Here is an 11,963-nt window from a genome sequence, read left to right on the forward strand (position 1 = left end):
ATGTTTTATAATTTATGGATGAGTAGGACACTTCAGGATGAAGTTGTTAGTATCGACTAGGATTGTTGATATTAAGTCAGGATGACAAAAGAAGGACACCTCCTACGGATAGGGAGATGATGGATAGACAAGATGTTTATCTAATATGGATGTAACACGGATGAACCCGATGGAATGGGAAGTGGACGCCTAGATGGGCATAGTCAAATGGATGTATAGCAGGGAGCATCAACTATCACGGATTAGATAGAGTGACTAAATTAGGGCAGCTTAGGCTGCCCTTTCCTGTTTTTGGCGTTAGCCCCAATAATTTGAATCTAAGTTAATTAAAGAACTACCCTTAGCTAGCACTGCATGTAAATTATTATCTACTACTCCAATTACTCATATTAAATATTCTGCTTTTAATGGAATGGATTATTCTTTCTGCATGTCTTTTATTTATTAGTTTTTATTCTTTTTCTTCGTCTATAGCCCTACACAGTGCTGCTTTTTTGTCTTATTTTAAGATTATCTTCAATTTCATTAAATATTTTATAAATAGCAATTTATTTTTGTGAGAGATCGACCATTGCTCACTGGGGTTATAGCACTATCTTATCGTGAAATACCTTATTTTATTTTATGATATTGAATGTATCTCATTGTAATAAAAGTGTTTGTTTGTTTTTTAAGCAAATGAAAAGAGGGGATGGTGTATTTATATGCAATAAATATTTTGCAAAAGCCGTAATATTGGTCTCGCAAACGGGGACGTGATTTACAGGATGTAAAACAAATAACCTACTGTATTGTCAGGATGACAATTAGGACCTCTCAGGATGAGAGCTTATAAAACAGGATGTTTTATAATTTATGGATGAGTAGGACACTTCAGGATGAAGTTGTTAGTATCGACTAGGATTGTTGATATTAAGTCAGGATGACAAAAGAAGGACACCTCCTACGGATAGGGAGATGATGGATAGACAAGATGTTTATCTAATATGGATGTAACACGGATGAACCCGATGGAATGGGAAGTGGACGCCTAGATGGGCATAGTCAAATGGATGTATAGCAGGGAGCATCAACTATCACGGATTGGATAGAGTGACTAAATTAGGGCAGCTTAGGCTGCCCTTTCCTGTTTTTGGGATTTAGTTAATATCTTCAATCATATAATAGAAATCACAATAAATAACCCTCTTCTTCCTTGTTGTAAATTCCGTAAAGGAAACAGCCCTCTACATCAATTTGTGCTTTGAGCTACATTGTTTTATAAGCGTAAAATTTAGATAACTTATTACCGGTATAAACCTCTTTTAGCATTGTTACATTAACTGTTTCTGCAAACTTTTCTCTAATAAATCCCTTTCAAATTTAAAGCCTGCCTGTAGTAATTTTGTAGGGTGTACATTTGTACTTGATAATAATAACTCTTCCCCCATTTGCGAAAATAACAGCTTTATAATGAACCTTGGTAAAGGTATCAAACAAGGGCGTTTTAAAATGTTAGCTAGTGTTGTAGAGAATTCTTTGTTACTGACAGGATGTGGTGAAACTAAGTTAATTGGCCCACTTAAAGCGACGTGTTGCATGATAAATAAAATAGCGTTGAGTTGATCTTGCAGATCTATCCAACTCATTATCTGCTCACCGGTACCTATTTTACCGCCTAATCCTAGCTTAAAAGGAGTTAATATTTTTTCCAAAGCGCCGCCGTTTTTACTTAATACAATACCTGTACGTAAATTAACAACTCGTGTTGTGCTTTGTTTAATTTGTTGAGTTATTTGTTCCCAGTGATCTGCTAAGTCACTTACAAACTGCTTGCCTTTTTTAGTATTCTCATTGACTTGCTGTTGTTTGCAATCACCATAAAACCCAATGGCAGAGGCGCAAATAAAAAGACTTGGAGGAGTTGTTGAGCGATTAATGTAATCAACTAATAGTTGTGTTGATTGTAATCGACTTTTTATTATTTCTTGTTTTACTTCTTTTGTCCAACGAGACTTTACAATGTTTTCTCCAGCTAAGTGAATGATAATGTCTGGAAATGGAGCCCCATTTAGATGTATTTTTTGTTGTTGAATATTCCAATAAGGTGATGAGTTATTAACGCTACGAGATAAAGTATAAACGGAGTAACCTTGCTCCTCTAAAAAAGGTTTTAATGCACTACCAATTAAACCTGATGCACCGCTTATTAGTACATTAGTTTTTTTCTCTGTAGTTTGCCCCATATTTATACCTTTATAAGTGTTAGTGATTTAATTGACTTGCTCGTTGATAACGTAGTTCATTTAATTACGCTTAATGTTATATGTATTACATACGTTACTAATGGTAAAATGGATCTTTATTTCTTGAGACGACCCGTATTATGCTTTTAATGATCGATAATTATGATTCATTCACTTATAACTTAGTCCAGTATTTTGGCGAGTTACAGCAACAAGTGATTATAAAGCGTAACGATCAAATTAGTTTGCAAGAAATTGCTGATTTAAACCCTGAACATATCGTGATATCTCCTGGCCCTTGCACCCCTAATGAAGCGGGTATTTCACTTTCTGCCATTGAACGTTTTGCTGGTGAAATCCCTATTTTAGGTGTGTGCTTAGGGCATCAAAGCATTGCTCAAGTTTTTGGTGCTAATGTGGTACGTGCAGAAAAAGTAATGCATGGTAAAAACTCTTTAATAAAGCATGATAATCAAGGTGTTTTTCAAGGTTTAAATGCCCCTTTAGATGTAACACGTTATCATAGCCTTATTGTGCAAGAAGAGAGTTTACCTTCATGTTTTGATGTTTCAGCAAGAGTAATAAAAAGTCAGGAAATAATGGCAATACGTCATAAAGAAATGGCATTAGAAGGTGTACAATTCCATCCTGAAAGCATTCGTTCTGAACAAGGATTAATGCTGCTTAATAATTTTATTAAGCAGTCTATTGGATTGTCAAAATAAGTGCGTATATTAGCCTTTTTATAATTTATATTTTATTTGTAATTTAACCTGTTAAAGGAGCTTGTTATGTCAAATACTCAGATCACCCGTTCGTTATTCGATCAAGTAATGGTGCCAAATTATGCTCCATTAGACATGATCCCCGTGCGTGGTGAAGGTTCGCGAGTGTGGGATCAAGTTGATAAAGAATATATTGATTTAACAAGTGGCATTTCAGTTAATGCTTTAGGACACGCACATCCTGAATTAATCGAGGCATTAACCGAACAGGCTAAAAAACTATGGCATGTCAGTAATATTTATACTAATGAACCCGCATTAAGTTTGGCTCAAAAATTAGTTGATAATACATTTGCTGAAAAAGTGTTTTTTGCTAATTCAGGCGCAGAAGCAAATGAAGCCGCTTTGAAACTAGCGCGTCGTGTTGCATTTGATCAATATGGAATTGAAAAAACAGAAATTATTGCTTTTTACCAAGGTTTCCATGGACGAACTTTTTTTACTGTAACAGCAGGTGGTCAAGCAACTTATTCTGACGGTTTTGGTCCTAAGCCAGCTGATATTACTCATCTTGAATATAATGATTTAAGTTCGCTTGAAAAAGTTATTTCAGATAAAACATGTGCAGTTATTTTAGAACCTTTACAAGGTGAAGGCGGCGTTTTACCAATTGACCCAGTTTTTGCACAAGGTGTAAGAGCCTTATGTGATAAACACAATGCCTTAATGATTTTTGATGAAGTACAGACTGGCATGGGGAGAACGGGTAATTTATTTGCTTACATGGAATTAGAAGTTGTACCTGATATCCTCACATCTGCAAAATCATTAGGAGCAGGTTTTCCAATTGCAGCTATGTTAACGAAAACAGATTTTGCAAAACATTTGTCTGTTGGTACACATGGTACTACTTTTGGTGGTAACCCATTAGCATGTGCAGTAGCAGGAAAAGCATTTGATTTAATCAATACTGAAACAATGCTAGCGGGTGTTAAACGTAAAGAACAATTAATACGTCAGCATTTACAAGCGATTAATGATGAATTTTCCGTATTTAAAGAGATTCGTGGTGCTGGTTTGTTAATAGGTGCGGTATTAAATGAGCAATATCAAGGCCAAGCAAAGGCATTTTTCTTAGAATCTGCACAACAAGGTTTATTGATATTAGTGGCTGGGGCAAATGTACTGCGTTTTGCACCTGCTTTAAATATTTCAGATGACTTAATTATTCAAGGCATGTTGAAATTAAAACAAGCAGTAAAGAATATTGTCCACAATAACGATAATAAAAATATTTAAAAGCAAAGTGTTATTATTAATTTTGAAAGTTAACAATAACACTGTGCTTCAATTAGATTTAAAAAACTAGGAGCTCATAAAATGAGACGCGAATTAGCAATAGAGTTTTCTCGAGTAACAGAAGCAGCTGCATTAGCTGGGTACAAGTGGTTAGGTCGAGGTGATAAAAATATTGCCGATGGTGCAGCTGTAGAAGCTATGCGCCTTATTTTCAACCAGATTGATATCGATGGTGAAATTGTCATTGGTGAAGGTGAAATCGATGAAGCACCGATGTTATATATTGGTGAACATGTTGGAACAGGAACGGGTGATGCAGTTGATATCGCTGTTGATCCAATTGAAGGTACGCGTATGACGGCAATGGGGCAGTCAAATGCTTTAGCTGTATTAGCTGTTGGTGAAAAAGGCAGCTTTTTACGTGCACCAGATATGTACATGGAAAAATTAATTGTTGGTCCGAATGCAAAAGATGCAATTGATTTAGAGCGCTCTTTAGAGCAAAACTTAAAAGCTGTTGCATTTGCTTTAGGTAAATCACTTTCTGACTTAACAGTTGCTACCTTAGCAAAACCTCGTCATGACCGTGTGATTAAAGAGATGCAAGGCATGGGTTGTCGTGTATTTGCTATTCCAGATGGTGACGTTGCTATCTCTGTATTAGCTTGTATGCCTGATAATCAGGTTGATGTTCTATATTGTATTGGTGGTGCACCAGAAGGTGTTATTTCAGCTGCTGTGGTACGTGCATTAGACGGTAACATGCAAGCACGCTTAATTCCTCGTCCAATGGTAAAAGAACCTACAGAAGAGAATATTCGCATTGGTGAAGAAGAGATCGCTCGTTGTACTGCTGCTGGCATTGAAGTGAATAAAGTACTTAAACTTGAAGACTTAGTAAAAAATGACAATGTTATCTTTTCAGCAACAGGTATCACCAAAGGTGACCTAGTTGAAGGTGTATCTGTTAATGGTCGTTTAGCAACAACTGAAACATTATTAGTACGCGGTAAATCACGTACAGTACGTCGTATTTATTCAACACATTATTTAGATCGTAAAGATCCAAACTTAAAAGATATTATTCTTTAATATTGGTATACGTGAGTGAAAATACAAAAGGCGCAATTAGCGCCTTTTTTAATGTTTTTTTGCAGATTAAGCCTTTATAGCAATCACAGTAAATGGTCACATACTTAATGTAATTGGTATTATTTTCGTAATTTAACAGAGCTTACTTGGTGGTTTGTTGATTTCTTCAGTATTAGATTCGCTCGATCCCGTGTGGGACGAATATTCTCTTCTAAATTAATACCGTTTATTTCATCCCAAATTTTTGATGCTATAGCAATGGCTTCTTCTTCACTCATTTTGGAATAACTATGAAAATAAGCATTAGGATTAGTAAAAGCACCTTCACGGAACTTGAGAAAACGCTGGATATACCATGTTTTTAATAGGTCTGTATCGGCATCCACAAAAATAGAAAAATCTACAAAGTCAGAAACAAACACTCGATTTGCTTGCTCTGGTTCATCATGTGCGGTTTGTAATACGTTTAACCCTTCTAAAATAACAATATCTGGCTGCTCAATATGCACTAACTGATCGGGAATAATGTCGTAGGTTAAATGTGAATAAATAGGTGCTGTGATATTTTTATCACCAGACTTTATTGCAGACACAAATTCAATTAATGCTTTTGTATCAAAGCTTTCTGGAAAACCTTTTTTATGCATCAAATTACGAGCAACAAGATCTTGATTAGGACGTAGGAAGCCATCGGTTGTTACTAAGGCAACCTTAGGGTGCTCTGGCCAACGTGATAATAATGCTTGTAATATACGTGCAGAAGTACTTTTACCAACAGCAACACTACCTGCAATGCCTATGATATAAGGTATTTTTTCATGTGTTGAATCGAGGAACTTATCACGTACTGTATGACGATGTTGTCGAGCTTCAACATATAAATTTAATAAACGAGAAAGCGGTAAATAAATGTCTACCACTTCTTGCATTGATAATGACTCGTTAATACCTCGTAATTGTGCGATATCCTGTTCTGATAGCGTTAATTCAACATTATCACGTAATTGTGACCATTGTTTACGTTCAAAATGCATATAAGCGTTATGAATGTTTTGCTGAATGAATGCCAGATGATCACTCATGAGGTGTGTTTTCTTCTTCAAGATAAATTGATTTACTGTTACCAATTGGGTCATCAGTATAAATATGATATTGGCCTGCAGGTTTGATCAGCATTTCAAATAAATTAACTAATGCTTCCTGTGACTCTTCAATATCCATTTGTTCTGCTAAGCGTTTGAAGGCGGTATCAAAATTACTTTTTACCCAACAGCTATAATCATATAAATCTAAAAAGGCTTCTTGTATAAGATAAACACCTTCAATAAGAATGATATCTATATCTTCAAAATTATAATCTATCTGACGAGGAGACTCAGCATCATCTAAGTTAACTGACGTTTTGATACTACCAAATAGTTTTAATGGCAAAATTAGTTGTTCAAACATCTCGTCAAATCGATACGCATTTAAATAATATTCTTCTGGGCTGTTCATGACATTAAAGCGGATTTCTTTACTTGCTTCCCAATCATCAGTGTGGACAACGGCTACATTTAAACCATCAAGCCTTAAAGCTGCTGCAATCTTTTCCGTAAGGGAGCGTTTACCACTGCCTTCGATACCACTAATGGCGATCACTTGTGCTTTCTTAGACTCTCTGTGATTGTGTAGATCTTTAATGGCACTTTTCATTTGTGCAGCGTTATTAAACATAGTTTTCAACTGTCATCTCCCTATCTGGATGCAGCGCTATTATGCCATAAAAATAAAAAAAGCCACTAAAGTGACTTTTTATTTTCATTAAGCGCTTCAGTGAGTGCTATTTAGTTGGTTTTTTGAGTTAGAAATCTAACTAATTCAATAAACTCTTTAGTGCTTTTAACTGAACCTGTATTTACTTTATATTTTCCGTTAACAATCAAAGTAGGTACACCACGGATTTTAAAGTTTTCAGTGTTACGTTTCATTTGTGAAGCTAAACCATTTACAGGGAAGCTTGCTAATGCTGCTTTTGCTTGTTTTTCTTCTACACCAGCTTTAACAAACATAGCTAAAATATCTTTTTCACCATTGATTGTTTTACGCTGGGTATGAATTTCATCAAAAACAATACTAGTAAATTTCTCTTTTACATTTAACACTTCTGCTGCTGCGTAAGCTTGTGTGATTTGTGGACCCATGCTGCCACCAATAAAGTTAACGTGGTTTTTCTTAATATTTACGTTAGCTGGTAACTCTTGTTGAAGTGTTTTCATTAGTGGTTCAAATTTAAAACAATGTGGGCAGTAGAATGAGAAAAATTCTAGTACTTCAGGTTTTTCTGTTGCTGTTTGGCTAACAACTTCGTAATGCGTTCCTTCTTTGAAGTCTGCAGCATTAACATTTAGCGATAGTAAAAATAACCCGATGAATAGAGCAAAAACCTTTTTCATTGTTTTTTCCTTTGTTGTAATGGTATTGATTTAATAATAATGAATTAATACTGTGGTTGAAGTGCCAAAGGTGCTTCATCTAACAGGCTTAATTGTTGTTGTAGCGATTGTAACAACTCTTTCCAATATTGATCAGTTATAAACCATGGAAAATTTAGATAAAATGCAGGATCTTCCCATCTATTGTTGATCCAGCTCACATAATTGATAATGCGCATCGTTCGTAGTACTTCAATATAAGCTAATTGCTTTGTATCAAAATCACGCTCTTCTTGGTAACCCTCTAACAACATAGATAGTTGCACCTGTTGCTCATTACGTGTGCCATTTAATAACATCCAAATATCTTGTACTGCAGGTTCCATCTTACAATCATCAAAATCAACCCAGTAAGGTTGCTCATCTTTTAATAATATATTACTGGCATGTGCATCACCGTGAATAGCAATTAAAGGTAATTTAGGTAAGGCTAATACGCTTATTTTCTCTTGGATTTGCTCAATAGTTTTAAATAATAAGGGCTTGATAGTGTTTGGTATATATTCACAGCTTTTTAAACTTTGCTGCGACAGGGTTATCTCATTTAATACATTTAATGTAGGGCGGTATTTGAACTGATATTGCTCAGAAGCTTTATGTAATTTGCCTAATGCAATGCCAACGTCATATAAACTATCAATATTATCTACAGCTAAAGATCGAGCAGATAGGTTATCAAAAAGTGCAAAATAATAACCTGCAAAAAGGTGTAATGTTTTACCTGCAATCTCTATAGGTGCAGAAAGGTGCAAACCGGCAGTTGATAAATTCAGACTAAAGTCATGGTCTTCTAATAATTGTTGTTCACTCCAGCGCCCTGGGCGATAGAATTTCACCACATAACGATGCTGATTTTCATCTTTGAACGAGTACACACGGTTTTCATAAGAATTTAAAGCTAGTAAACCTGTTTCAGGATAAATTCCAATACTCGCTAAAGCATCTAATTGACACTCTGGTGTGAGGTTTTGATAGCTTAACGTTGTGCTATTCATTGATATTCTCCAATAAAAAAGGCGCTTTCAGGAGATCCTGAGCGCCTTTATAAAATTAATGTTATTACTTGTTAAAAATTAAGAAAGAAAGGACTCTCTTGTTCAATAACTTCACCATCTTCAACATTGGTTAGTTTGATGGTCAGGATAACTTTTTTAGATTTGATATCGTAAGGGTCAACAGCAATTGAAATTGGTTGCGTGAAGACTTCTCCTGAACGAATAGAAATCTCTTTAGGGCCATTTAACGTTGCATCTTTTAACCCAGTAAAAGTAATTCGATAAACCTGTGTTTGAATCGTTTTATTGAGCACTTTTAATGTGTATGTATTTTCAATTAAACCATCTACATTTTCACGGTACAGTGCGCCTCTATCTCGTACGATTTCCATTTCGGCTTTGCTTAATGTCGCGAGATTGACTACAAATAATGACCCCATAATTAATAGCATTAACCCATAACCAATAATTTTTGGTCGCATTAATTTGGTTTCTTTGCCTTCTAATACTTGCTCTGAAGTATAAGAAATTAAACCTCGTGGATAGCCCATTTTATCCATGGTTTCATCACATGCATCAACACAAGCCCCACAGTTAATACACTCGTATTGTAATCCGTCTCGAATATCGATACCTGAAGGACAAACTTGCACACATAAATCACAATCGACACAATCGCCTAAGCCTGTTTCTGCTCGATCTGTTTTACGTGAACGAGGGCCTCGAGCTTCACCTCGAGTTGCATCATAACCCACGCTATATGTGTTTTTATCAAACATAGCAGATTGGAAACGAGAATAAGGGCACATGTGAATACAGAAAATAGAGCGCATCCAACCGGCATTGGCATAAGTTGAAATAGCAAAAATAAATATCATGATGAGTACTATTGCACTACTTTGACCGGTAAAAAAGTCACTATAAAGTGTTTTAACGGGAACAAAATAAGAACAAAAGGCAAGGGCGGTTAGCAGAGAAACAATTAACCAACTGATATGTTTGGCTGTTTTTCGCCAAATTTTATTAAAATCCCAAGGCATTTGATCAAGACGTTTACGTTTATTTGCTGCGCCTTCAAATCGCTCTTCAAACCAAATAAAAATAAATGTCCAAACCGTTTGTGGACAGGTATAACCACACCATACTCGACCTAAATAGGTGGTAAAAAAGAATAATGCAAAGGCGGCAATAATAAAGGTCCATGCCAGTAGCGTTAAATCTTGCGGGAATAGAGTCATGTTGAACAGATGAAATTGCTGTTTATCCACATCAAATAATACAGCTTGATGCCCATTCCATTGGATCAGTGGCAATCCAATAAAAAATAAAATTAATCCCCAACCAGTGAATTTTCGTAATTTCTGATAAAAACCATAAGCTGCACGCACATAAATTCGATTGCTTGGGTTAAAACGATCTGCCCCCGCTTTGTGTGTGGTTTTGATTTCTTTAATTTTGATTTTCTGAGTCATTACTCAACTCCTTGTATGGATAATGTCACGGATTATAAAGCAATTATTAGTGAATAAATGCAACCTGCAAAACAAAATCAACGCTCTACTTTGTTTTATAGACACATATTAAAAGAGTGGATATGACTTAATAATAAAAACCCGCTTCATTGAGAAATTATGACGGGTTTTATTATTGATTATTTAACTAGAACTATAATAAACCACGTGCTTTTAATAAAGCTGCTTGGAAATCGTCTTCACAATCTTTAGCAATGCCTGGGATCATGTCTCCTTTCTCAGTTTGATCCATTTTTAAATGGTAAATAATGACTTCATCAGTGAGTTCTGAGATTGGTTTATTAAAGCCTGACTCAGTTGATAACAGTTGTAATAGCTCTAATAAACTCAGTTCTTTATTCTTTAACCAGTAAGGTTTAATAAGATCTAAGATTTCATTGATACGATGGTTATCCATATTTTTTTCCTATTTGTTAATGCTAATTATAAATATTAAATATTCTGTAAATAGACTTTACCATCAGGGTGAAAGTCTTGTTGCTTGATTAGTGTTTCTGCTAGCTCTTCAATATCAAAACGTACCAACTCAAATAATTCCAAGATTGTAGTTTCATTTTTTGCAATATTATCAATTTTTTGTGCGGTTAATTGACATAGTTTATTGAATGAAATAACACAGGTAATTAGTGTACCTTGGGATTGTGCTTGAAACTCAACTTGCTGTAAGAGATTGTTATATTTTTCATTATCTGAAAATATAATGGCTTGATTCATCTTTTTACCTTTAGCGCTTTAAACTATTTTTTATGAGAATTATTCAGCTAAGTTATGGCGTAATTCATTTAAAACCTGTTTAGCGCCCGGTTTTACCCCTCGCCAAATTGCAAAACTTTCAGCGGCTTGTCCTACTAACATGCCTAAACCATCAATAGTTAATCTCGCGCCATTCTTTTTAGCCCATGCGTTGAATGCTGTTGTTTGTGTATTATAAGTCATGTCATAAATGGCTGTTTCAGGTGTAATGAGTGTGTCTGATATATTAGGAAGACTGCCATGTAAACCAGCTGATGTTGAATTAATAATGACATCAAAATGGCCTTCTAAATTTTCAAATTCTACTGCGTTGATGTTGCCTAACTCTTGAAAAATAGAAACTAAAGTTTGAGCCTTTTCAAATGTACGATTCGCAATGGTTAACTGTGCAGGATTTTCCGCTAATAAAGAACTACATACACCACGAGCTGCACCACCAGCGCCAAGCAATAATATACGAGCATTGTTTAAATCGACGTGATTATTCTTTAAATCTAAAACTAATCCAGCGCCATCGGTATTATCACCAATGATCAAACCGTCATTTGTTTTCTTTAGTGTGTTAACTGCCCCTGCTAAACGTGCTCGGTCAGTTAAAGATTGTGCAAATTGGAAAGCTTCTTCTTTAAAAGGTGCGGTAATATTACAACCTTTTGCATCACCGTTAAAAAATGCTTGTACTGCTGCAGTGAAACCATCAACGGGTGCTTCAATAATACCGTAAGTCATTTCTTGCTGTGTTTGATTAGCAAATAAAGTGTGGATAAATGGCGATTTACTATGTTTGATAGGGTTGCCAAAAACAGCATATTGATCCATGAGAGCTCCAATTGAAATAAGATTTTCTAAGAGGGTAATTTAGCATGTT

The 11,963-nt window shown here is 35.3% G+C and carries 12 protein-coding genes; 3 read left to right on the top strand and 9 right to left on the bottom strand.

Annotated elements, in window-relative coordinates:
* Window positions 1–1,313: 1,313 nt before the first annotated feature.
* Window positions 1,314–2,225, bottom strand: coding sequence for a TIGR01777 family oxidoreductase (locus E2R68_RS09530; protein ID WP_134277471.1), 912 nt, complete (start codon window positions 2,223–2,225; stop codon window positions 1,314–1,316).
* Window positions 2,226–2,365: 140 nt separating this feature from the next.
* Between E2R68_RS09530 and E2R68_RS09535 the strand changes: the two genes are divergently transcribed.
* From E2R68_RS09535 to glpX, 3 genes are all read left to right on the top strand, one after another.
* The gene (locus tag E2R68_RS09535) at window positions 2,366–2,950 is read left to right on the top strand and encodes an anthranilate synthase component II (RefSeq protein ID WP_134277472.1); all 585 of its coding nucleotides are present in this window, start codon (window positions 2,366–2,368) and stop codon (window positions 2,948–2,950) included.
* Between the two features lie 66 nt (window positions 2,951–3,016).
* Entirely contained in the window at window positions 3,017–4,249 is a 1,233-nt protein-coding gene (locus E2R68_RS09540) for an aspartate aminotransferase family protein (RefSeq protein ID WP_134277473.1), read from the top strand.
* Between the two features lie 81 nt (window positions 4,250–4,330).
* Window positions 4,331–5,341, top strand: coding sequence for a class II fructose-bisphosphatase (gene glpX, locus E2R68_RS09545; RefSeq protein WP_134277474.1), 1,011 nt, complete (start codon window positions 4,331–4,333; stop codon window positions 5,339–5,341).
* Between the two features lie 119 nt (window positions 5,342–5,460).
* On the opposite strand, the gene coaA is transcribed toward glpX, so the two are convergent.
* The 8 genes from coaA to aroE form a co-directional block, all read right to left on the bottom strand.
* The gene (gene coaA / locus E2R68_RS09550) at window positions 5,461–6,423 is read right to left on the bottom strand and encodes a type I pantothenate kinase (protein ID WP_134277475.1); all 963 of its coding nucleotides are present in this window, start codon (window positions 6,421–6,423) and stop codon (window positions 5,461–5,463) included.
* Window positions 6,416–7,057, bottom strand: a complete 642-nt coding sequence (locus E2R68_RS09555; RefSeq protein WP_243834647.1) for a uridine kinase family protein — start codon at window positions 7,055–7,057, stop codon at window positions 6,416–6,418. Before E2R68_RS09555 ends, coaA begins: the two co-directional genes overlap by 8 nt.
* 110 nt (window positions 7,058–7,167) lie before the next feature.
* The gene (locus tag E2R68_RS09560) at window positions 7,168–7,776 is read right to left on the bottom strand and encodes a thiol:disulfide interchange protein DsbA/DsbL (RefSeq protein WP_134277477.1); all 609 of its coding nucleotides are present in this window, start codon (window positions 7,774–7,776) and stop codon (window positions 7,168–7,170) included.
* Window positions 7,777–7,820: 44 nt separating this feature from the next.
* On the bottom strand, window positions 7,821–8,810 hold the full coding sequence (locus E2R68_RS09565; RefSeq protein ID WP_134277478.1) for a serine/threonine protein kinase: 990 nt from the start codon (window positions 8,808–8,810) through the stop codon (window positions 7,821–7,823).
* Window positions 8,811–8,881: 71 nt separating this feature from the next.
* The gene (gene ccoG, locus E2R68_RS09570; RefSeq protein WP_134277479.1) at window positions 8,882–10,282 is read right to left on the bottom strand and encodes a cytochrome c oxidase accessory protein CcoG; all 1,401 of its coding nucleotides are present in this window, start codon (window positions 10,280–10,282) and stop codon (window positions 8,882–8,884) included.
* Between the two features lie 193 nt (window positions 10,283–10,475).
* On the bottom strand, window positions 10,476–10,739 hold the full coding sequence (locus tag E2R68_RS09575; RefSeq protein ID WP_134277480.1) for a DUF1040 family protein: 264 nt from the start codon (window positions 10,737–10,739) through the stop codon (window positions 10,476–10,478).
* A 35-nt stretch (window positions 10,740–10,774) separates the two neighbouring features.
* A complete protein-coding gene (locus E2R68_RS09580) occupies window positions 10,775–11,056 on the bottom strand; it encodes a DUF1488 family protein (protein ID WP_134277481.1) in 282 nt (93 codons plus the stop codon).
* 39 nt (window positions 11,057–11,095) lie between these two features.
* A complete protein-coding gene (gene aroE / locus E2R68_RS09585) occupies window positions 11,096–11,914 on the bottom strand; it encodes a shikimate dehydrogenase (RefSeq protein ID WP_134277482.1) in 819 nt (272 codons plus the stop codon).
* Window positions 11,915–11,963: the final 49 nt, after the last annotated feature.

Source organism: Psychromonas algarum (assembly GCF_004376845.1).
Classification (GTDB): domain Bacteria; phylum Pseudomonadota; class Gammaproteobacteria; order Enterobacterales; family Psychromonadaceae; genus Psychromonas.

Excerpts from the sequence above, each read along its gene's own strand:
- E2R68_RS09530 (WP_134277471.1), bottom strand. The coding sequence starts at position 2,225 with ATGGGGCAAACTACAGAGAAAAAAACTAATGTACTAATAAGCGGTGCA.
- E2R68_RS09535 (WP_134277472.1), top strand. The coding sequence starts at position 2,366 with ATGCTTTTAATGATCGATAATTATGATTCATTCACTTATAACTTAGTC.
- E2R68_RS09540 (WP_134277473.1), top strand. The coding sequence starts at position 3,017 with ATGTCAAATACTCAGATCACCCGTTCGTTATTCGATCAAGTAATGGTG.
- glpX (WP_134277474.1), top strand. The coding sequence starts at position 4,331 with ATGAGACGCGAATTAGCAATAGAGTTTTCTCGAGTAACAGAAGCAGCT.
- coaA (WP_134277475.1), bottom strand. The coding sequence starts at position 6,423 with ATGAGTGATCATCTGGCATTCATTCAGCAAAACATTCATAACGCTTAT.
- E2R68_RS09555 (WP_243834647.1), bottom strand. The coding sequence starts at position 7,057 with ATGTTTAATAACGCTGCACAAATGAAAAGTGCCATTAAAGATCTACAC.
- E2R68_RS09560 (WP_134277477.1), bottom strand. The coding sequence starts at position 7,776 with ATGAAAAAGGTTTTTGCTCTATTCATCGGGTTATTTTTACTATCGCTA.
- E2R68_RS09565 (WP_134277478.1), bottom strand. The coding sequence starts at position 8,810 with ATGAATAGCACAACGTTAAGCTATCAAAACCTCACACCAGAGTGTCAA.
- ccoG (WP_134277479.1), bottom strand. The coding sequence starts at position 10,282 with ATGACTCAGAAAATCAAAATTAAAGAAATCAAAACCACACACAAAGCG.
- E2R68_RS09575 (WP_134277480.1), bottom strand. The coding sequence starts at position 10,739 with ATGGATAACCATCGTATCAATGAAATCTTAGATCTTATTAAACCTTAC.
- E2R68_RS09580 (WP_134277481.1), bottom strand. The coding sequence starts at position 11,056 with ATGAATCAAGCCATTATATTTTCAGATAATGAAAAATATAACAATCTC.
- aroE (WP_134277482.1), bottom strand. The coding sequence starts at position 11,914 with ATGGATCAATATGCTGTTTTTGGCAACCCTATCAAACATAGTAAATCG.